The sequence below is a fragment of the Leucobacter muris genome, from assembly GCF_004028235.1.
Classification (GTDB): Bacteria; Actinomycetota; Actinomycetes; order Actinomycetales; family Microbacteriaceae; genus Leucobacter; species Leucobacter muris.
Genome location: NZ_CP035037.1, coordinates 1,542,401 through 1,562,970 on the forward strand (window position 1 = coordinate 1,542,401; position 20,570 = coordinate 1,562,970).

Annotated in this window: 18 protein-coding genes; 17 read left to right on the plus strand and 1 reads right to left on the minus strand. The window is 71.9% G+C overall.

The features are described from left to right. Positions 1-13 precede the first annotated feature (13 nt). The 17 genes from Leucomu_RS07250 to poxB all read left to right on the plus strand — a co-directional run bounded on the left by Leucomu_RS07250 (position 14) and on the right by poxB (position 19,061). Positions 14-1,519: a replication-associated recombination protein A gene (locus tag Leucomu_RS07250; protein WP_051066245.1), complete on the plus strand. Its 1,506-nt coding sequence runs from the start codon at positions 14-16 to the stop codon at positions 1,517-1,519. A gap of 276 nt (positions 1,520-1,795) precedes the next feature. After that, positions 1,796-2,425, plus strand: coding sequence for a 30S ribosomal protein S4 (rpsD, locus tag Leucomu_RS07255; RefSeq protein WP_017885076.1), 630 nt, complete (start codon positions 1,796-1,798; stop codon positions 2,423-2,425). A 163-nt stretch (positions 2,426-2,588) separates the two neighbouring features. Continuing rightward, positions 2,589-2,813: a hypothetical protein gene (locus tag Leucomu_RS07260; protein ID WP_017885077.1), complete on the plus strand. Its 225-nt coding sequence runs from the start codon at positions 2,589-2,591 to the stop codon at positions 2,811-2,813. A 39-nt stretch (positions 2,814-2,852) separates the two neighbouring features. After that, positions 2,853-5,507: an alanine--tRNA ligase gene (gene alaS / locus Leucomu_RS07265; RefSeq protein ID WP_128386804.1), complete on the plus strand. Its 2,655-nt coding sequence runs from the start codon at positions 2,853-2,855 to the stop codon at positions 5,505-5,507. Continuing rightward, a complete protein-coding gene (ruvX, locus tag Leucomu_RS07270) occupies positions 5,507-6,004 on the plus strand; it encodes a Holliday junction resolvase RuvX (protein WP_128386805.1) in 498 nt (165 codons plus the stop codon). The genes alaS and ruvX overlap by 1 nt, the downstream gene beginning before the upstream one ends. Continuing rightward, positions 6,001-7,092, plus strand: a complete 1,092-nt coding sequence (gene mltG / locus Leucomu_RS07275) for an endolytic transglycosylase MltG (RefSeq protein WP_128386806.1) — start codon at positions 6,001-6,003, stop codon at positions 7,090-7,092. The genes ruvX and mltG overlap by 4 nt, the downstream gene beginning before the upstream one ends. Before the next feature lies 1 nt (position 7,093). Beyond that, the gene (locus Leucomu_RS07280) at positions 7,094-8,080 is read left to right on the plus strand and encodes a shikimate dehydrogenase family protein (protein WP_128386807.1); all 987 of its coding nucleotides are present in this window, start codon (positions 7,094-7,096) and stop codon (positions 8,078-8,080) included. Between the two features lie 5 nt (positions 8,081-8,085). Next, the gene (aroC, locus tag Leucomu_RS07285) at positions 8,086-9,282 is read left to right on the plus strand and encodes a chorismate synthase (RefSeq protein WP_017885082.1); all 1,197 of its coding nucleotides are present in this window, start codon (positions 8,086-8,088) and stop codon (positions 9,280-9,282) included. After that, positions 9,279-10,007, plus strand: a complete 729-nt coding sequence (locus Leucomu_RS07290; protein ID WP_128386808.1) for a shikimate kinase — start codon at positions 9,279-9,281, stop codon at positions 10,005-10,007. Before aroC ends, Leucomu_RS07290 begins: the two co-directional genes overlap by 4 nt. Further along, on the plus strand, positions 10,004-11,086 hold the full coding sequence (aroB, locus tag Leucomu_RS07295) for a 3-dehydroquinate synthase (RefSeq protein WP_128386809.1): 1,083 nt from the start codon (positions 10,004-10,006) through the stop codon (positions 11,084-11,086). The genes Leucomu_RS07290 and aroB overlap by 4 nt, the downstream gene beginning before the upstream one ends. Positions 11,087-11,226: 140 nt before the next feature. Continuing rightward, the gene (locus Leucomu_RS07300) at positions 11,227-12,279 is read left to right on the plus strand and encodes an ABC transporter substrate-binding protein (protein ID WP_017885085.1); all 1,053 of its coding nucleotides are present in this window, start codon (positions 11,227-11,229) and stop codon (positions 12,277-12,279) included. After that, positions 12,276-13,055 carry an ABC transporter ATP-binding protein gene (locus Leucomu_RS07305; protein ID WP_128386810.1) on the plus strand — a complete coding sequence of 260 codons (780 nt, stop codon included), beginning with the start codon at positions 12,276-12,278 and terminating at the stop codon, positions 13,053-13,055. The genes Leucomu_RS07300 and Leucomu_RS07305 overlap by 4 nt, the downstream gene beginning before the upstream one ends. Further along, positions 13,052-13,897: an ABC transporter permease gene (locus tag Leucomu_RS07310; RefSeq protein ID WP_128386811.1), complete on the plus strand. Its 846-nt coding sequence runs from the start codon at positions 13,052-13,054 to the stop codon at positions 13,895-13,897. Before Leucomu_RS07305 ends, Leucomu_RS07310 begins: the two co-directional genes overlap by 4 nt. Before the next feature lie 10 nt (positions 13,898-13,907). After that, a complete protein-coding gene (locus Leucomu_RS07315) occupies positions 13,908-14,969 on the plus strand; it encodes an Ldh family oxidoreductase (RefSeq protein WP_128386812.1) in 1,062 nt (353 codons plus the stop codon). Beyond that, positions 14,966-16,330, plus strand: coding sequence for an acyl-CoA thioester hydrolase/BAAT C-terminal domain-containing protein (locus Leucomu_RS07320; protein WP_128386813.1), 1,365 nt, complete (start codon positions 14,966-14,968; stop codon positions 16,328-16,330). The genes Leucomu_RS07315 and Leucomu_RS07320 overlap by 4 nt, the downstream gene beginning before the upstream one ends. Continuing rightward, positions 16,320-17,222 (plus strand): DUF1684 domain-containing protein, encoded by a 903-nt coding sequence (locus Leucomu_RS07325; RefSeq protein ID WP_228407343.1) that lies wholly within the window; start codon positions 16,320-16,322, stop codon positions 17,220-17,222. The genes Leucomu_RS07320 and Leucomu_RS07325 overlap by 11 nt, the downstream gene beginning before the upstream one ends. Before the next feature lie 114 nt (positions 17,223-17,336). Further along, positions 17,337-19,061 (plus strand): ubiquinone-dependent pyruvate dehydrogenase, encoded by a 1,725-nt coding sequence (gene poxB, locus Leucomu_RS07330; protein WP_128386814.1) that lies wholly within the window; start codon positions 17,337-17,339, stop codon positions 19,059-19,061. Positions 19,062-19,070: 9 nt separating this feature from the next. Here the strand turns inward: poxB and Leucomu_RS07335 are convergent, their stop codons facing one another. Beyond that, on the minus strand, positions 19,071-20,495 hold the full coding sequence (locus tag Leucomu_RS07335; protein ID WP_031290269.1) for an AAA family ATPase: 1,425 nt from the start codon (positions 20,493-20,495) through the stop codon (positions 19,071-19,073). Positions 20,496-20,570: the final 75 nt, after the last annotated feature.

Genomic DNA, 20,570 nt, shown 5'->3' on the forward strand with positions numbered 1-20,570 from the left:
GCTCGCGGTGCGCATGCGGCCCCGCTCGCTCGACGAGGTGGTGGGGCAGCAGCATCTGCTGCGCCCGGGATCGCCGCTGCGCACCCTCGCCTCCGACTCAGAGGGCGGCGGCGGCGCGGTGTCGGTCATCCTCTGGGGGCCGCCCGGCACGGGCAAAACCACCCTGGCGCAGGCGATCGCGCACTCGAGCGGCCGCCGCTTCGTCGAGCTCTCGGCGGTCACCGCCGGTATCAAAGACGTGCGTACGGTCATGGAGCGGGCGCTGAACGACCGCGACCTCTACGGCATCGCGACCGTGCTCTTCCTCGACGAGATCCACCGCTTCACGAAGGCCCAGCAGGACGCGCTGCTGCCCGGCGTCGAGAACGGCTGGGTGACGCTCGTGGCGGCCACGACCGAGAACCCCTCGTTCTCGGTGATCAGTCCGCTGCTCTCGCGTTCGCTGCTGCTCACCCTCGAACCGCTCGACGACGCCGATCTGCGTCGCCTGCTCGAGCGGGCGATCGCCGATCCCCGCGGGCTCGGCGGGGCGGTCGACGCCGACGACGAGGCCCTCGATGCGCTCGTGCAGCTCGCCTCGGGCGACGCCAGGCGGGCGCTCACCGCGCTCGAGGCCTCCGCCGCCTCGGCCCTCGCCGGCGGCGGGGCGGTGCAGCATGAGGAGCAGGCGGGGGCGGACGGGCATCCGGCCCGTGCCGGCGAGGAGGGGGAGTCGGACGCCGGCGAAGGCGACGCCTCCGCAGCTGCCGATGCGGGCGAGGATGCCTGGGCAGACGCAGATGCCGTGGCGGACGCGGGTGCCGAGGCTGATTCGGCGAGCGGGGCGCGTGCGGGGGAGGGCGCAGCAGGAGCAGCGGGATCGGGAGCCGAGAAGCCCGCCCGCCCGCGGCTGACGCCCGAGATCGTGTCTGCAGCGGTAGATCGCGCGCTGCTGCGCTACGACCGCAACGGAGACCAGCACTACGACGTCATCAGCGCCTTCATCAAGTCGCTGCGCGGCTCCGACCCCGACGCCGCGGTGCACTATCTCGCACGCATGATCGAGGCCGGCGAAGATCCCAGGTTCATCGCGCGCCGACTGATGGTGCACGCGGCCGAAGACGTGGGGCTCGCCGACCCGCAGGCGCTGCCGATCGCGGTCGCAGCGGCCGAGGCGACCCAGCTCATCGGCCTGCCCGAGGCCCGCATCCCGCTCGCCGAGGCCACCATCTACATAGCCACGGCGCCCAAGTCGAACGCGGTCATCACGGCGATCGACTCGGCGATTGCAGATGTGAAGGCCGGCCGCTTCGGCCTGGTGCCGAAGCACCTGCGCGACGCCCACTACCCGGGGGCGAAACGGCTCGGCCACGGCAAGGGCTACGTCTACCCCCACAGCGACCCGCGGGGCGTCTCGCGTCAGCAGTACCTTCCCGACGAGCTGATCGACCGCGTCTACTACGCGCCGACCCAGCACGGCAACGAGCGCGAGATCTCGGATCGCCTCGAGAAGATCCGCCGCATCACGCGGGGCGGCTGATCCTCCGCTCACGAGCAGTTCGTGCCGCGAACCGCGCCGAGAGATCTGATAAGCTAGTCGCTGGCCAACACCACTGCCGCGCACGGCTGCGCGCGGAGAGCAGGTGGCAGTCGCCCTGTAGCCGGGTTTCTGCACTGGTCGTTCCCTCACCGAAGACGGTTTGCTGCGTCGCGTGCATTGCGAGCGAGAGCTCGTGAATGCGGGCGCAGCGTGGCCGAGAGAACACAGGGCTCGATCCCGAGCCCGCACCCCGCACAGAAACCCGAAAGGACCCACGTGTCGACTACGTCGCGTACCCGTTCCAAGACTCGCCTGAGCCGCTCGCTCGGCATCGCCCTCACGCCGAAGGCCGCGCGCTACCTCGAGAAGCGCCCCTACGGCCCCGGTCAGCACGGCCGCACCAAGCGCAAGAGCGACAGCGACTACGCCGTCCGCCTGCGCGAGAAGCAGCGTCTGCGTGCCCAGTACGGCATCCGCGAGAAGCAGCTCGTCATCGCCTTCAAGGAGGCCCGTCGCCAGGACGGCCTGACCGGTGAGAACCTGGTCGAGCTGCTCGAGATGCGCCTCGACGCGCTCGTGCTGCGCGCCGGCTTCGCCCGCACCACCGCGCAGGCCCGCCAGCTCGTGGTGCACCGCCACATCCTCGTCGACGGCAAGATCGTCGACCGTCCCTCCTTCCGCGTGAAGCCGGGTCAGCTCATCCACGTCAAGGAGCGCTCCGAGGGCCTCGAGCCCTTCCAGGTCGCCGCTGCCGGCGGTCACGCCGAGGTGCTGCCGAACGTTCCCGGTTACCTCGAGGTCGAGCTCGACAAGCTCCAGGCCCGCCTCGTGCGTCGCCCGAAGCGCGCCGAGGTCCCCGTGACCTGCGAGGTTCAGCTCGTGGTCGAGTACTACTCGGGCCGCTGAACACCGAGCACCACACGCCGAAGGGGCGTCGGAGAGATCCGGCGCCCCTTCGGCGTTCCCACGGGTCGCAGAGCCTCCGTCGGGGGCTACCGCTAAGCTTGAGGGGTGCTTCCCGCGCCCGGCCGACCGGCCGCGGTCGAACGCCGCTAGGAGGAATGGAAACATGCGCAAACTGCTGTGGCTCATGAGCGGAGTGGTGCTGGGGTTCATCGCCGCGCACTTCGTCAACCAGACGCCCGAGGGGCGCCGTTTCTTCGCCCGGGTCAACCGCGGCGTCGACGAGCTGAACCGCGCCTTCGTCACCGGCTACCGCGAGGCTGAGGCCGAGGCCGACGAACTGCTCGACGACGTCGAGGCCGCGCTGCGCAAGCTGCGCGAGCAGCGCTGATCCAGCCCCACGAACACCGACCAGAAGGATCCCCACCGGATGCAGACCGCTGAAATCCACCGCCGCTGGCTCGACTTCTTCGAGAAGCGAGGGCACACCGTCGTGCCCTCGGCGTCGCTCGTCAGCGACGACCCCAGCCTCATGTTCACGGTCGCGGGCATGGTGCCGTTCGTGCCCTACCTCTCCGGCCTCGTTCCCGCGCCCTACCCGCGCGCGACGAGCGTGCAGAAGTGCATCCGCACGAACGACATCGAAGAGGTCGGCCGTACCCCGCGCCACGGCACCTTCTTCCAGATGTGCGGCAACTTCTCCTTCGGCGACTACTTCAAGGAGGAGGCGATCGGCTTCGCCTGGGAGCTGCTCACCACGAGCGAGGCGGACGGCGGGCTCGGCTTCGACCCGAAGGATCTCTGGGTCACCGTCTACGAAGACGACGACGAGGCCCTCGCGCTGTGGAAGCGGCTCTCGACGCTGCCAGACGAGCGCATCCAGCGGCTCGGCAAGGACACCAACTACTGGTCGACCGGTCAGCCCGGCCCCGCCGGCCCGTGCTCGGAGATCTTCTACGACCTCGGGCCCGAGTACGGCGTCGACGGCGGCCCCGCCACCGACGACGACCGTTACGTCGAGATCTGGAACCTGGTGTTCATGCAGTACCAGATCACCGATGTGACGTCGAAGACCGACTTCACGATCGTGGGCGAGCTGCCGAACAAGAACATCGACACGGGCATGGGGCTCGAGCGCGTCGCCTTCATCAAGCAGGGCGTGCAGAACATGTACGAGATCGACCAGGTGCGGCCGGTGCTCGATCGCGCGGCCGAGCTCGCCGGCAAGACCTACGGCGAGAACCACGCCGACGACGTGCGACTGCGCGTCATCGCCGACCACGTGCGCAGCGGCCTCATGCTCATCGCCGACGGCGTCACGCCGTCGAACGAGGGCCGCGGCTACATTCTGCGCCGCCTGCTGCGCCGGGTGATCCTCTCGATGCGGCTGCTCGGTTTCGACGGGCCCAGCTTCGCCGAACTCTTCCCCGTCTCCCGCGACGCGATGAAGGCCGCGTATCCCGAGGTCGAGCGCGACTTCGAGTTCATCTCGCGCGCGGCCTACGCCGAGGAGAAGACCTTCCTGCGCACGCTCGCCTCGGGCATCCAGATCCTCGACGCCGCCGTCGACAGCGCGAAGGGCGCCGGCGCCGACGTTCCCGGCGACACCGCGTTCCTGCTGCACGACACCCACGGTTTCCCGATCGAGCTCACGCTCGAGATCGCCGAGGAGGCGGGGGTGCAGGTCGACCGCGGGGTCTTCGTCGAGCTCATGCAGGAGCAGCGCGACCGCGCGAAGGCCGACGCCAAGGCGAAGAAGGGTCAGCGGGCCGACCTCTCGGTCTACAAGGAGCTGCGCGGACTCGGCGAGACCGCCTTCGTCGGATACGACGAGCTGATCCACGAGAGCCGCGTGCTCGGCATCGTCGTCGACGGCGCGCCGGCGCCCGAGGCGCGCGAGGGCCAGCTGGCCGAGATCGTGCTGGCCGAGACGTCGCTGTGGGCCGAGTCGGGCGGGCAGGATTCCGACCAGGGCATCATCATCGGCGACGGCTTCGAAGCCGAGGTGCTCGACGTGCAGAAGCCGGTGCCGGGCCTGATCGTGCACACCGTCAAGGTGACGATCGGCACCATCGGTCTCGATGCGCGCGCCGAGACCCGCGTCGACGCCGACTACCGCCGGGGCGCCACGCAGGCCCACTCGGGCACCCACATCGTGCATGCCGCGCTGCGCGACGTGCTGGGTCCGAACGCCCACCAGGCCGGCTCGTACAACAAGGCCGGCTACCTGCGGCTCGACTTCACCCACAGCGACGCCCTCTCGACCGAGACGAAGAGCGAGATCGAGGAGATCTCGAACCTCGCGATCCGCAGCGACTACGAGGTGGTCACCCGCGAGATGTCCCTCGACGAGGCGAAGGCGATGGGCGCGATGGCGCTCTTCGGCGAGAAGTACGGCGACCGCGTGCGCGTCGTCGATATCGGCGGTCCGTGGTCGCGCGAGCTCTGCGCGGGCACCCACGTGTCGAGTGCGGCCGAGGTGGGCATGATCAGTCTCGTCTCGGAGAGCTCGGTCGGCTCGACGAACCGCCGCGTCGAGTCTCTCGTCGGCATCGAGGCGTTCCGCAACTTCGCCGCCGAGCGGGCCATCGTGCAGCAGCTCACCAGCGGGCTGAAGGTGCCGCGGGCCGAGCTCGTCACGAAGGTGCAGGATCTCGGCGCCCAGCTGCGGGCGGCCGAGAAGAAGGTCGCCGCGCTCGAGGCCGAGAAGCTGGGCCAGCGCGTGCCCGAGCTGCTTGCGGGCGCCCGTGATCTCGACGGCGTGCGAGCGGTGCTCGGCTCGCTCGGCTCGGTCGGATCGGCCGACGACGTTCGCGCGCTCGTGCTGCAGCTGCGGGATCGGCTCGCCGCCGAGGCGGGCGTCGTAGCGCTCGCGGGGGAGGCCGGCGGCAAGCCCGTCGTCATCGCGGCGACCACCCAGGGCGCCCGCGATCGCGGCGTGCGCGCGGGCGACCTCGCGAAGCTCGGGGCGAAGGTGCTCGGCGGCGGCGGCGGCGGCAAGCCCGACCTCGCGCAGGGCGGCGGCACCGACCCCGCGAAGATCGACGACGCGCTCGCCGAGATCCGGCGACACCTGGGCGGCTGATGCGCATCGGCGTGCGACTCGGCGTCGACGTGGGCAAGGCCCGCGTCGGCGTCGCCCGCAGCGACCCCCACGGCATGCTGGCCACCCCGGTCGAGACGGTGCCGCGCGACCTCGGCGGCGACGCCGACCTCGTGCGCATCGCGCGGGTCGCGGCCGACCTCGATGCGGTCGAGGTGATCGTGGGCCTGCCGCTGAACCTGCGGGGCGAGCGCACCCCCTCGACCGACGACGCCGCGGCCTTCGCCGAGCGCCTCGCCTCGAGGCTCGACGGCGACGGCGTGCCAGTGCGCCTCGTCGACGAGCGGCTCTCGACCGTCTCCGCGCAGGGCCAGCTGCGGCAGGCGGGCAAGAAGACGAAGCAGAGCCGGTCGATCATCGACCAGGCCGCGGCGGTGGTGATCCTGCAGCACGCGCTCGACGTCGAGCGCGCCCGCGGCGAGGCCCCCGGACACGCGGTCGCAATCCCTGAGCCCCCCGAGGAGGAGACTCGAACATGAACGCTCGCACGCGCGAGGACGCCCGCCGCACCGGCCGGAGAGTCCTCATCTCGCTGCTCGTCGCCCTGCTGCTGCTCGGCGGTCTCGCCGGCGCCGGAGCCTACCTCTGGTCGCACTACGGCGAGCAGGTCTCGCTGGCCATGGGGTGGACCACGAACGACTATGACGACAGCGACCAGGGCGACGAGGTCTCGGTCACCGTTCGCGCGGGCGAGATCGGATCCGACATCTCCGCCTCGCTGGAGGAGGCCGGCGTGGTGAAGACCTCGGACGCGTTCACCGAACTGCTGCTCGCGCAGCAGCCCCAGGTCGAGTTCCAGCCGGGCATCTACACCCTGCGCGAGCGGATGAGCTCGCAGGCCGCCCTCGACGCCATGCAGGATCCGGCGAACCTCCGGCAGCTGAGCGCAACGATCCCGGAGGGGCTCACGATCGAGGGCACGCTCGAACGGCTCTCGCAGGGATCCGGCATCCCCTACGAGGAGTTCGCCGCGGCCGCCGTCGACCCCACGGTGTTCGGCCTCAGCGAGGGCGTGCCGTCGCTCGAGGGCTGGCTGTTCCCGGCGACCTACGAGTTCCAGCCCGAGATGACGGCGCACGACATCATCGCCCTGCTGGTGAGCCACCAGGTGCAGGTGCTCGACGAGTTCGGCGTGCCCGAGGCGGATCGCGAGCGCGTGCTCACCGTCGCCTCGATCGTGCAGCGCGAGGGCCGGGACGACGACTTCTCGAAGATCTCTCAGGTGATCTACAAGCGGCTCGAGATCGACATGGCGCTCGGCATGGACTCCACCGCGCAGTACGGCTCGGGCGAGCACGGCAGCTTCTGGTCGAGCGACGAGGCGCTGAGCGACGACAACCCGTGGAACACCTACGTGCACAAGGGGTTGCCGATCGGCCCGATCTCGAACCCCGGCCGCGCGGCGATCGATGCCGCTCTGCACCCGGCCGACACCGACTGGCTGTACTTCGTGAACGCCCCCGGCGGGAACGGCGCCCTGACGTTCACCACGAACGAGGCGGAGCACGAGGCCGCGATCCAGGAGTACCGCGACTGGTGCGCCGCGACCCCCGACAGCGGGTGCTGAGGTGAGCCGCCCGGGCGCACCCCGGCACGCAGAGGGGGAGCGGCCGCCCACCACGGCGCTGCCCGCGGCCACCCTCGCGGTGCTCGGCTCGCCGATCGCCCACTCGAAGTCTCCCGCGATCCACGCGGCGGCGTATGCGCAGCTCGGACTCGACTGGAGCTACGGGCGAGAGGAACTGCAGGCGGACGGGCTCGCGGGGTTCCTCGCGCAGTGCGGAGCGGAGTGGCGGGGCCTGTCGCTCACGATGCCGCTCAAGGAGGAGGCGCATCGGCTCGCCCTCGTGCGAGACCCCGTCGCAGAGGAGAGCGGCGTGGTGAACACGCTGCTGCGCCTCGGCGTACCCGGCCCTGATGGCGGAACGGCCTGGGCCGGCTTCAACACCGACGTCGGGGGCCTCGCCGCCGCGATCTCGAAGGCCGGGCTCGACCCGACGAGCACGGTCGTGCTCGGGTCGGGCGCCACCGCCGTGTCGGCGGTGCTCGCCGCCCGCGGCCTGGGCGCCGAGCACGTCGAGATCGTCGCTCGCAACGTCGCCGCGATCGGCGATCTGGTCGCCCGATTCGGCGATACGTGCGAGCCGGGGTCGGATCGGGCGCTGCACGTCTCCGGCACCGTGGCGCCCCGCACCGAGAGCCTCATGGACGGAGCTGTCCTCGCCGCGATGGTCGACGCCGACCCGCGCGTCGCGCGCCCGACGCTCATCATCTCGACCCTGCCGGGCCCGGCGGGCGCCGAGTTCGCCCTGCCGGACGCCCTGGCGGAGATCCCGCTGTTCGACGTCGCCTATGACCCGTGGCCGTCTCCGCTCGCCGTGCGCTGGCACGAGGCCGGCGGCGAGGCGCACCCCGGGACGGCGATGCTCGTGGAGCAGGCGCTGCTGCAGATCCGCATCTTCGTGGCCGGCGATCCCTCGACCCCCCTGCCGCACGAGGACCGCGTGCTCGAGGCCATGCGCGACGCGGCGGAGCCGACGGATGTGGGAAGATAGCGGGTATGCTGCGTTGGCTGACTGCCGGAGAATCACACGGCCCTGAACTGATCGCCGTCCTCGAGGGACTGCCCGCCGGGGTGCCCGTCTCGCTCGACGGAATCCGAGAAGACCTCGCTCGCCGCAAGCTGGGCTACGGCCGCGGCTCGCGCATGAAGTTCGAGCAGGACGAGCTGCACCTGTCGGGCGGCGTGGTGCACGGCGTCTCGATCGGCGGTCCGGTCGCGATCCGCATCGGCAACACCGAGTGGCCCAAGTGGACCGAGGTGATGAGCGCCGAGAAGACCGAGCTCACCGAGAAGTCCCGCGGCCGTGGCGCCCCCCTCACGCGCCCCCGTCCGGGGCACGCCGATCTCACCGGTATGCAGAAGTACGGGTTCGACGAGGCGCGCCCCGTGCTCGAGCGCGCCAGCGCGCGCGAGACCGCCGCGCGCGTGGCGCTCGGCGCCGTGGCCCGCTCCTTCCTCGCCGAGCTCGGGATCCGTCTCGTGAGCCACACGATCTCGATGGGTGAGGTCGAGGTGCCCGCAGGATCGCCGCTGCCGCGGCCCGACGACGTCGCGTCGCTCGACGCCGACCCGCTGCGCTGCTTCGACGCCGAGACGAGCGCGCGCATGATCGAGGAGGTCGACGACACCAAGAAGACCGGCGACACCCTCGGCGGCATCGTCGAGGTGCTCGCCTACGGCCTGCCGCCCGGGCTCGGATCCTACGTGCACTGGGACCGCCGCCTCGACTCGCGCCTCGCCGGTGCTCTGATGGGCATTCAGGCGATCAAGGGCGTCGAAGTCGGCGACGGTTTCGAGACCACGCGCCGCCGCGGCTCGGTCGCGCACGATGAGCTGCACCTCGAGGACGGCGGCATCACCCGCGAGACGGGCCGGGCCGGCGGTATCGAGGGCGGCATGACGACCGGTCAGGTGCTGCGCGTGCGCGCCGGCATGAAGCCGATCGCCACCGTGCCCCACGCGCTGCCCACCATCGACACCGCGACCGGCGAGGAGGCGAAGGCGCACCACCAGCGCAGCGACGTCACCGCCGTTCCCGCCGCGGGCGTCGTGGCCGAGGCGATGGTCGCGCTGGTGCTGGCCGACGCGGTGACCGAGAAGTTCGGCGGCGACAGCCTGCCCGAGACCCGGCGCAACCTCGAAGCCTACGTGGCGGCGATCCCCGAGCGGCTGGCGACCGTCATCGAGTCGTGAACGGTCACCGGCGAGCGGGGCGCGACACGGGGCCGCCCGCGTCGAAGCCCAAGCCCGCTCCGCCAGCGCGGCCGACGCCTCCGAACGACGGTCAGCAGGCGCGCGACGCCGCGGCCGACCAGGCTGCTGCCGCTCGCAACGCGCCCGCGGGTTCGCGCGGCCGTTCACGGCGGCGGCGCCGGCGGCGCGGCGGCGCGCGGCTGCCCGACCGGGCCGTGGTGTTCGTGGGCCCCATGGCGGCGGGCAAGACGAGTCTCGGCAAGCGGGTGGCGCGCGAGCTCGGTGTGCCGTTCATCGACACGGACGCCGTGTTCGTGCGCCAGTACGGCCCCATCACCGAGTTCTTCGAGCGGCACGGCGAGCCCGAGTTCAGGCGGCTCGAGGCCGAGGTGATCGCAGCCGAGCTCGCGACCGGCGGCGGGCGCATCGTGGCGCTCGGAGGCGGGGCGGTGCTCACCGAGAGCACGAGACGGCTGCTCGCCGAGCACCCGGTGGTGCTGCTCATGACCACGCAGGAGGCGGTGCTGCGCACCGCGAACCTGTCGCGCCGGCCGCTGCTGCGCGACGATCCCGAGGCGTGGGGGCGCATTCTCGAGGAGCGCCGCCCGCTGTACGAGGAGGTCGCCGACGTGACCTATCGCACCGACCGGGCCACCAAGGAGCAGCTCGCGCGCCGCGTGGCGCAGTGGGCTCGCAGTTTCAGGAAGAGGAGCGACAACGCATGAGCGACACCCCGACCCTCATCGAGGTCACCGGCGACACCGACTACACCGTCACGGTGGGACGCGGCGTACTCGACCGGGTGCCCGAGGCGCTCGGCGACCGCGTCGCCAAGGTGCTCATCGTGCACACGGCCACCGTGGGAAGGCTCGCCGACGAGCTGCGCAGCTCCCTGCAGCAGCGCTACGGCCAGGTGCTGCTCGCCGAGGTGCCCGACGCCGAATCGGCGAAGCGCGTCGAGGTGGCGGCGTTCTGCTGGCAGATCATGGGGCAGGCCGACTTCACCCGCACCGACGCCGTGATCGGGCTCGGCGGCGGCGCCGTCACCGATCTCGCGGGCTTCGTGGCGGCGACCTGGCTGCGCGGCGTGCGGCTCGTGCAGATCCCCACCACGGTGCTCGGCATGGTCGACGCGTCCGTGGGCGGCAAGACCGGCATCAACACAGCAGAGGGCAAGAACCTGGTGGGCTGCTTCTACGCGCCCTCCGCGGTGATCTGCGACATCGAACTGCTCGACACGCTGCCGAAGAACGAGATCCTCGCCGGCTTCGCCGAGGTGGCGAAGTGCGGCTTCATCGCCGAGCCCGAGATCCTCGACATCATCGAGGCCGACGTCGAGCGCGCGACCGACCCCGGAGCGCCCGAGTTCCAGCGGGTCGTCGAGCTCGCCATCGGGGTGAAGGCGCGCGTCGTCTCCGAAGACTTCCGCGAGGGCGGGCTGCGCGAGATCCTCAACTACGGCCACACCCTCGGCCACGCCATCGAGCACGCCGAGCGCTACCAGTGGCGCCACGGCGTGGCGATCTCGATCGGCATGATGTACGCGGCCGAGCTCGGGCGCATGGCCGGATCGCTCTCCGACGAGGTGGTGGAGCGGCACCGTAGGGTGCTCTCGTCGCTCTCGCTGCCGCTGTCGTACCCCGCGGGCCGCTGGCCGGGGCTGCTCGCGACGATGCAGCGCGACAAGAAGGCGCGCGCCGGGATGCTGCGCTTCATCGTGCTCGACGACATCGCCAGGCCGCGCGTGCTCGCGGGCGTCGACGAGTCGGTGCTGCAGTTCGCGTACCAGGAGATCGCCTCCTGACGAGCGCGCTCGGAGCGCTCCGCCGCGGCGGTGTTGCCGAATGTGACGCGCGGCGCGCGACGGCCTCCGCCGCCCGGTAGATTTGATGCGTTGCGGGCGACATCCGGTCCGCGATCCCACATGACACAGGAGTTCCCGCTATGAGCCTTCGACGCCGACTCTCGGGAGGCATCGCCCTCCTCGCCAGCGCAGCCCTGCTGGCAGGATGCGCTTCGGGCGGCGACGCCGAGGCCGCCGGCACCGGCGACCCGGCAGACGCCCCGAAGATCACCTTCCTCTACTCGCCGTACGCCGATTACGCCCCGTTCTTCATCGCCGAGGAGAAGGGCTACTTCGAGGAGGCCGGGCTCGACGTCGAACTGATCTCGAAGAGCGGCAGCTCGGGCGAGACCTACCAGCAGGTCAGCACCGGCAGCATCACCGCGGGCGGCGCCACCTGGGGCGCCGGCCTGTTCAACGCGACGAAGGCGGGCGCCTCGCTCTCGGTCATCGCGAGCGTCTCGAAGGTGCCCGCCGAGGGCAAGAACCCCGCGCCGCTCATGGCCTCCGACGTCTCGGGCGTCACCGATGCGAAGGATCTCAGGGGGAAGAAGATCGGGATTCCGGGCGACGGCGGGTTCGGCATCTACTCGGTGCACCTCGCCCTCGACTCGGTGGGGCTCAGCCTCGACGACGTCGAGCTGGTCAACCTGAGCCCGGGTGACATCCCGCCGGCCATGGCCAACGGCTCCGTCGACGCGAGCTGGACGATCGAGCCCATCTCGTCGGCGATCGCCGGCGAGGACATCGGCCACGAGCTGCTGCCCGTCGACTACCAGGCGGGCGTCGAGCTGGGCGCGCTGGTGTTCAACAGCGAGTACGTCGACAAGTACCCCGAGGCCGTGACCGCCTTCACCGCCGCCTACCTGCGCGCCGTGCAGGAGCTCGAGGCCGGCGGCTGGAACGATCCGGGCGACCAGGAGATCATCGCGGAGTACACGGATCTGCCGGTCGAGACCCTCACCGCCATCGGCCTGACCCTGCAGGATCCCGACGGCGCCATCGACTGGGAGGACGTGGCCCGCCAGGAGGCCTTCTTCCGCGAGCGCGGCGCCCTCGAGTTCGACGGCCCGTCGGGCATCGAGGAGGTCTTCCGCGACGACATCCTGCAGCAGGCGGTCGCGCAGGCCTCGGAGCAGGCAGCGGCGAAGTGACGAAGCCCGGCATCTCCATCCGCAACCTCTGGAAGGCGTTTCCCGACGCCGACTCGAAGGGCGACGTGCTCGTCGCAGTCGAGGACGTCTCGCTCGAGATCGGCGAGAAGGAGTTCGTCTGCGTGCTCGGCCCGTCCGGGTGCGGGAAGAGCACCCTGCTGCGGGTGGCGGCCGGGCTCGAGAAGCCGAGCCTCGGCTCGGTCGTGACGCAGAGCCGCCCGTCGGTGGTGTTCCAGGAGCACGGCGTGTTCCCGTGGCTCACGGTCGCCGAGAACGTCGGCTACCCGCTGAAGCTGCGCGGCATGCCGCGCGCCGCCCGCCGCGAGCGGGTGCGCGAGCTGCTCGACCTGGTGGGGCTCTCCGACTTCGGCAGCTACTACCCGGCGCAGATCTCGGGCGGCATGCGTCAGCGCACCTCGGTGGCGCGCGCTCTCGCCGACGACGGCGACGCGCTGCTCATGGACGAGCCCTTCGGCGCGCTCGACGAGCAGACCCGCGTCGCGCTGCAGCAGGAGCTGCTGCGCATCTGGGAGCAGACCTCGAAGTCGGTCATGTTCATCACGCACAGCGTCGACGAGGCGCTCACGCTCGCCGACCGCGTCGTGGTGATGTCGCGCCGGCCCGGCCGCATCGTGGCCGAGATCGAGATCCCGTTCGAACGGCCGCGCGACATCATCGAGCTGCGGCGCGATCCGCGCTACGGCGAGATCACCTATCAGCTCTGGAACCTGCTCGAGCAGGACGCGGCGGGGGGGGGGGGGGAGGAGGCGGCGTGACCGCTCAGGTGGAGGAGACCCGGCAGGATCCGACGGCGTCGCGGGAGGAGGTCACGCGCAAGCTGGCCGCGGCGGTGCAGGCCGAGAAGGGCTCGCCGTGGATCCGCCGCATCGGTCCGTACACCCCGCTGCTGCTCATCCTCGTCTGGGAGGTGCTCAGCCGCGCCGGCGTGCTCGACGCGCGGTTCTTCCCGCCGCCGAGCTCGATCGTCGAGACGTTCGTGAAGATGCTGATGGACGGTGTGCTCATCGAGCACACCGCGATGACGCTGTCGCGCATCTTCGTCGGCTTCCTGATGGGTGCGATCCCGGGCGTGCTGCTCGGGGTGCTGCTCGGCACCGTTCGCCCGCTGCGCCAGCTGCTCGAGCCGATCTTCTCGAGCCTGCTGCCCATCCCGAAGGTCGCGATCTTCCCGCTGCTGCTGCTCATCTTCGGGCTCGGCGAGACGAGCAAGTACGTGATCGTCGCCATCGGCGTCTTCTTCTACCTGTTCTTCAACACGATGAGCGGCGTGATGCAGACGCCCTCGCTGTTCGAGGACGTGGCGCGCGCGAACGGCGCGACCCGGCTGCAGCGGTGGTTCACGGTGTCGTTCTCGTACGCGCTGCCGTCGATCTTCACGGGCATGAAGCTCGCGACGGGCGGCGCGTTCGTGATCATCGCGGCGTCGGAGTTCGTGGGTTCGCAGAGCGGCCTCGGCTACCTCATCTGGAGTTCGTGGTCGACGTTCGCGGTCTCGAAGATGTACGTCGGCATCGTCACCATCTCGGCGCTCGGCTACGGCGCGACGGCTCTCGAGGGTTTCGTCGAGCGCCGCGTGGTGCCGTGGGTGAAGTACTGAGCGGGGCGCCGTGGACGCGCTGATCGAGGTCGCGGCTCACCGCCTGAAGGGCGACGTGGCGGCCGCGCTCGCACCCTTCGCCGATGCGGGGCGAGCGCGCGGCATCGAGGCCGAGGACGCGGATCTCGCGGCGCGCTGGATCGTGCAGGCCGAGCGTCTCGGGTTGACCGGGTTCGGCGTCGACATGCTGCTGCGCGACCTCGCGCACGTCTCGGGCTCAGGCCCGGGGGCGCCCGCGACGCGCGACGCGCGGGATGCTGCTGCGGACCCTGCGACCGGCCGGGAGTCGGCGGTGGACGCCGGTGCGACCGGCTCGGGGGCGATCGACGGCATCGATGCGACCGGCGCCCCCGGACCGCTGGCGCTCGCGGCGGCGGTGAGGATCGCCGCCGCGTCGACGGCCGCCCACGGCATCGGGCTGGTCGGCGTCCGCAACGTCGGCGCGCTCGGCGTGCTCGGGCTCGCGGCGCGCTCCCTCGCCGAGGCGGGGGCGGTCGCGCTCGTCTCGGCGCAGGCGCCGGCGATGGTGGCGCCGTGGGGCGGATCCTCGCCCGCGATCGGCACCAACCCGCTCGCCTTCGCCGCACCGCGAACCGGCGGATCGCCGCTCGTGGCCGACTTCGCCACCTCCCGCATCACGCTCGCCGAGCTGCGCCGTCGTCGCGAGGCGGGGGAGCCGCTGCCCGAGGGCGTCGCACTCGACGCGCAGGGCCGGCCGACCGTCGCCGCCGATGCCGCGGCCGCCCTGCTGCCCGAAGGCCGTCTCGGGTCACTGACGGGCCTGCTCGTCGAGGTGATCGCCGGGGCCGCGGTGGGCGGGCGGGCGCCGTCCGGCGAGGCGGCCGCGGGCCGTGGAGCGGTGATCATCGCGTTCGATCCCGCGCGGGCGGGCGGCAGCGGGATCGCCGAGACGTGCGCGGAGATCGCGGCGGAGTGGCGTGCGGCGGGCGGTCACGTGCCGGGCCGCTTCGATGCGCTCCCGCAGGGGCACGAAGACCTCGAGGGCGCTGTCGCCCTGACGCAGCACCAGTACGACGCGCTGCTCGCGCGCGGAGCGGAGGGGGCGTCGTGACCGGCGCGCTGCGCATCGAGGCCGAACCACGGATCGGCCTGCTCTCCGAACGCCGCCGCGTCACGGTCGAGGCGACCGTGCCCGGATCCCTCGTGACCCTGCGCGCGGAGACGCTGCGCGGCGCCGAGCTGTGGGCATCCCAGGCGACCTTCCTCGCCGACGCCGACGGCCGGGTCGACCTCGACGTCTCGGCCCCGGTCTCGGGCGACTATCGCGTCGCCGACGCGATGGGCCTCTTCTGGGCGCAGCGCCGGGAGACCGCCGTCGGCGGCGGCGTCGAGCCGCGTGCTGTCGCCGAGCCGATCCTCACCCGCATCACCGGCCGCGCCGAGCCGGGCACCGGCCTGCTCGACGTGCCGGCCGAGGGCGTCTTCGACCGGGGCGCGCCCCCGGCGTTCGCCGAAGTCGTCGTCGAGCAGCGACTGCTCGCCGAGGGCGTGCGGCGGCGGGAGATCCGCGAACGGGGCCTCGTCGCCACCCTCTTCCGGCCCGCAGGCGCCGGTCCCTTCCCGACGATCATCGTGATGAACGGCTCCGGCGGCGGCGTCAACGAGCCCCGAGCCGCCCTTTACGCCGCGCACGGCATCCAGGCCCTCGCGCTCGGCTACTTCAAAGCGCCCGGGCTGCCCGACTACATCTCCCGCACGCCCCTCGAGTACTTCGAGCGCGCCCTCGACTACGCCGTCGCCGAGCTCGACCCGCTCGGCGGCGCGCCGCTCGTCAGCGGGCAGTCGCGCGGCGGCGAGCTCACGCTGCTGCTCGCGGCGACCTTCCCCGAGCGCATCCTCGGCGCCGTTGCCTTCGTGCCGGCCGCCTTCGTGTTCGGCGCACAGGGCGCCGCAGATCCGGCCGAGGGGTGGAACGGCCCCACGTGGACCCGGGGCGGCGAGCCGCTCGAGCATCTCTGGCACGACAACCGAGAGGTCGACTGGCAGCCCTGGAACGACGACCCCGCGCCCACCCGCCACGCCGACGTCTACGTCGACGGTCTGCGCGACCGCGCCCTCGCCCGCGCCGCCCGCATCCCCATCGAGCGCTTCCCCGGCCCGGTCGCGTGCGTGTCGGGCCTCGACGACCGAGCCTGGCCGTCGAGCCTGGCCTCACGCATCGTGCTCGACGCCCTCGAACGGCACGGCCACGCCGCCGAACGGCTGCACCTCGACTACGCCGACGCCGGCCACGGCATCACGATCCCGCACCTGCCGAGCACCGAGATCGAGCGCGTGCACCCGGTCTCGGGGGTGCACTACTCGAACGGCGGCACACCCCGCGGCAACGCCGAGGCGAGCACCGACTCGTTCGACCGCGTGTGCGAGTTCGTGCATCGCGCGGCGCGACAGACTTCCACCCATGAACAGTAAAGGAGCACCGATGCCGGTAACCGAGCATCTCGCAGGCCAGTGGCGCGAGTGGCGCCACAAGCACGTCTCGGATCTCACGCGGCCCTACGGCTGGACGGCGCTCGTCGCCCAGTACTGGCTGCACGAGGGCGCGTCGGGCGTCGAGCTCGAACTGCTGACCGGCGCCTGGAGCGTCGAGGACGGACGCGTCATCTACACCCCGCCCGCCGAAGGCCCCACGCTGTCCGTCGACGGCGAGTACCCGACGGGTCCCGTCGAGATCGTCACCGGCCGCAATCAGACCTACGGCCACGGCGCGAGCGCGCCCGTCTACTTCGGCGAGTGCGAGGTCGAGACGGTGCCGCGCACGAACGACGCCGGAGAACGCATCTTCGGCGTGCGCGTGCGCGATCCGCGCGTCTCCGTGCGCGCCGAGCAGATCGGCCTCACCGCGTTCGACTACGACCCGGACTGGCGCATCCCCGCCGCGTTCACGCCGGCCGAGCGCGACGACGTCGAGCAGGAGACGGTCGAGCGCGGCGTGCGCGAGACCACGAGCCGGATCGGCACCCTGCGCTTCGAGCACGGCGGCAAGACCTACGAGATCGTGCTCATCGGCAAGGACGCCGGCGACCGGGTGCAGCCCGTCGCCCACATCCGCGACCTCACCAGCGGCCCCGTCACCTACGGGGCCGGCCGCGTGATCGAGCTGGAATTCTCGGAGGACGGCGAGGGCCGCATCGACTGGATCGACTTCAACTACGCCGTCGCACTGCCCTGCGCCGTCACGAACTTCGTGACGTGCCCGCTGCCGCCGCGCCAGAACCACCTCGACTTCGAGGTGCTCGCCGGCGAGAAGAGGCCCGAGCACGACGTTGCCCGCGTGCTCACCTACGAGGCGCCCGCCGGCTGAGCCCGCCGAGGCCCGCCGCTCCCGCCGCAACCCCCTTGTGCCCGTCCCGGGGCGCCACGAGGATGGGAGGGAGCGGCGGAGACCCGCCGCCGCAACAGGCGAAGGGGGACCTCCATGACCACGGTCGCGCAGAACATCGTCGACACCCTCGAGGCGAACGGAGTCGAACGCGTCTACGGGATCCCTGGCGACTCGCTCAACGGCTTCACCGACGCGCTCCGCACCTCGGACATCGAGTGGGTGCACGCGCGCCACGAGGAGGGCGCCGCCTTCGCGGCAGCGGGGGAGGCCGGCACCACGGGGCGGCTGGCGGTGTGCGCGGGCAGCTGCGGTCCCGGCAACCTGCACCTCATCAACGGGCTGTACGACGCGCAGCGCTCGCGGGTGCCGGTGCTCGCGATCGCCGCGCACATCCCGAGCGCCGAGATCGGGTCGAACTACTTCCAGGAGACGCACCCGCAGGAGCTCTTCCGCGAGTGCTCCGTGTACGCCGAGCACGTCTCGAGCGCGGAGCAGATGCCCCGACTGCTGCGCATCGCGATGCAGACCGCCGTCGAACGGCAGGGGGTCGCCGTGCTCGTGATCCCCGGCGACGTCGCGCTCGCGGACATCCCGGACGAGGGCATCGCGAGGATCACGACGACCCGCCCGCGCGTGCTCCCGCAGCAGGAGCAGCTGGAGCGCGCCGCCGAACTGCTGAACGGCGCGAAGAAGGTGACGATCCTCGCCGGAGCGGGGGTGGCGGGCGCCCACGACGAGGTCATCGCCCTGGCCGACGCCCTCGCCGCCCCCGTCGTGCACGCCCTGCGCGGCAAGGAGCACATCGAGTACGACAACCCCTTCGACGTGGGCATGACCGGGCTGCTCGGCTTCGCCTCCGGCTACCGGGCGATGGAGGCGGCCGACACGATCCTCATGCTCGGCACCGATTTCCCCTACCAGCAGTTCTTCCCCGCGGGCGCGACCAAGATCCAGGTCGACGTGCGCGGGGAGCAGCTGGGCCGCCGCGCCCCGCTCGACCTCGGGATCGTGGGCGACGCCGGCGAGACCGCCGCGGCGCTCCTGCCTCTGATCGAGCGCAAGAAGCGCCGCTCCCATCTCGACGACGCGCTGGAGCACTACCGCAAGACCCGCAAGAAGCTCGACGAGCTCGCCACACCGACCGCGTCGGGCAAGCCCATCCACCCCCAGTACGTCGCCAGGCTGATCGACCGCCTGGCCGCCGACGATGCGGTGTTCATCCCCGACGTGGGCTCGCCCGTCGTGTGGGCCGCCCGCTACCTCACGATGAACGGACGCCGACGCCTCATCGGCTCGTTCAGCCACGGCTCGATGGCCAACGCGCTCTCGCAGGGCATCGGCGTGCAGGCCTCGCACCGCAACCGCCAGGTGATCGCGCTGGCCGGCGACGGCGGCCTCGCGATGCTGCTCGGCGAACTGCTGACGCTCGAGCAGAACGCGCCGCTGCCGCTCAAGATCGTGGTGTTCAACAACTCGTCGCTCAACTTCGTCGAACTCGAGATGAAGGCCGCCGGCTTCGTGAACTACGGCACCGAGCTGAAGAACCCCGACCTTTCGGCCGTCGCGCGAGCCGTGGGCGTGCACGCGACGCGGGTGAGCGACTCCGATCAGCTCGAGGATGCGCTGCGCGAGGCCTTCGCCCACGACGGACCCGCGCTCGTCGAGGTGATGACCGACCGGCAGGAGCTGTCGATGCCGCCCTCGATCAGCGTCGAGCAGATGAAGGGCTTCACGCTCTACGCGCTGCGCTCGGTGCTGTCCGGTCGCGGCGACGAGGTGCTCGACCTGGCCCGCACCAACCTGCGGCAGATCTTCTAGCGACGCGGATCAGCCGATCCGGAATCCCTGCCCCTGCAGGATCAGCGCGAGCACTCGGCGATCCTCGCGGTGCATCACACCCTCGACGAAGCGGGTGAGCGCGTGATCGAGCGTCACGGTGCCGGCGCTGCCGGCGACCTTCTGCAGGATCGCGACGAGGGTGCGCGGCGCGAGCACCGCCTCCTCGAGCCCCGGTCGCCCGTCGATCTCGCGCTCCGTGCTCACGTAGTCGCCGAAGCCCTCGCCGTGCTCGCCCGCGAACACCTGCTGGCTGATGAACGCCGCCCGCGCCACCCGGAACAGCTCGTCGACGCCGAGCCCCGGCGGCAGCTCGCCCCGCCGATCCACGACGGCGGCGGTCGCGAGCAGCGCGTTCTCGACGGGGAAACCGTCGTAGCCGAGGCCGGTGTCGGGGTAGTGCACGCGGTAGGCGTTCGCGCCGAAGCGGTTCACCAGTTCGGCGCTCAGGCGATCGAGCCCCCGGTATCGATGCGGGGTCTGCTCGTTGGCGGTGGCGAGGATCGCGAAGCCCGACGCGATCCGCACCTCGCGGCCCGCGTCCTCCTGCACGCCGAACGCGTCGCCCGGGCGCAGCTGCAGCACCCGGTTGAGACGCTTCAGGAACTCGGCCGGCATCGCGTTGAGTTCGTCGAGGATCACCGGCCGGCCCTCGGTCATGGCCCGCAGCAGCGGCCCCGGCACGAACACGCTCACGGTCGCGCCGCCAGCGGCCCGCAGTTCGTGGGTGCCGATGAGCTGGGCGCCGGTGATGTCGCCGTAGCCGGAGACGAACTCGGGTTCGCCGCCGACCGCGAGCCGCGAGAGGTGCTCGGCGAGGGCGGTCTTCGCGCCGCCAGTCTCGCCGACGAGCAGCACCGGGTCGCCGCGCAGCACGGCGGGCAGCGCTTCCGAGATGATGCCGCGCATCTGGGCCGTCTCGAGCAGGCCGCCGCGCAGCTGGCGGGCGGCTTCCCGCAGTCGCAGCGCGCCGAGCGCTTCGAGCACGCCGTCGCGGCGTTCTGCGGAGGTGATGGCGGATCGCCATCCCCGCTGGGACTCTGCGCCGGCGGCCGCTCGCAGCTCCCGCACGCGCACCCCCTCGGACGCCGTCGGCGCCCTGCCCGCGGCGACCGCGCGACCCACGATCGCGTGCGCGGAGGCGAGGGTCGCGTCGCGGGCCGTCCGTTCGCGCCGGGCCGCGACCGCGAGGCGCAGCACGCGCGCCCGCTCGACGAGGGCCCGGTCGACGAGTTCGCGGTTGTCCGGGTCGTCGAGGATCGCGGCGAGCCTGGCATCGAGCGAGGCCAGATCGGCGCGGTGCTCCGCGGCCTCGTCGTGCCCGGTCGCAGAACGCAGCGCGCGGCGCACACGGCGGCGCTCATCGGCGATGGAGCGCGCCTCGCGCAGCACCGGGTCAGCGTCGAATGCCAGCATGCCCGTCACGCTACCACTGCGCGCACGACGCTCACGCGAGCGGCTGCGGCCGCGGCGGGTCGTCGCGCGTCACGC

Coding starts and splice junctions, on each gene's coding strand:
- Leucomu_RS07250 (WP_051066245.1), top strand. CDS start 14: ATGCGGCCCCGCTCGCTCGACGAGGTGGTGGGGCAGCAGCATCTGCTG.
- Leucomu_RS07260 (WP_017885077.1), top strand. CDS start 2,589: ATGCGCAAACTGCTGTGGCTCATGAGCGGAGTGGTGCTGGGGTTCATC.
- alaS (WP_128386804.1), top strand. CDS start 2,853: ATGCAGACCGCTGAAATCCACCGCCGCTGGCTCGACTTCTTCGAGAAG.
- ruvX (WP_128386805.1), top strand. CDS start 5,507: ATGCGCATCGGCGTGCGACTCGGCGTCGACGTGGGCAAGGCCCGCGTC.
- mltG (WP_128386806.1), top strand. CDS start 6,001: ATGAACGCTCGCACGCGCGAGGACGCCCGCCGCACCGGCCGGAGAGTC.
- aroC (WP_017885082.1), top strand. CDS start 8,086: ATGCTGCGTTGGCTGACTGCCGGAGAATCACACGGCCCTGAACTGATC.
- aroB (WP_128386809.1), top strand. CDS start 10,004: ATGAGCGACACCCCGACCCTCATCGAGGTCACCGGCGACACCGACTAC.
- Leucomu_RS07300 (WP_017885085.1), top strand. CDS start 11,227: ATGAGCCTTCGACGCCGACTCTCGGGAGGCATCGCCCTCCTCGCCAGC.
- Leucomu_RS07325 (WP_228407343.1), top strand. CDS start 16,320: ATGAACAGTAAAGGAGCACCGATGCCGGTAACCGAGCATCTCGCAGGC.
- poxB (WP_128386814.1), top strand. CDS start 17,337: ATGACCACGGTCGCGCAGAACATCGTCGACACCCTCGAGGCGAACGGA.
- Leucomu_RS07335 (WP_031290269.1), bottom strand. CDS start 20,495: ATGCTGGCATTCGACGCTGACCCGGTGCTGCGCGAGGCGCGCTCCATC.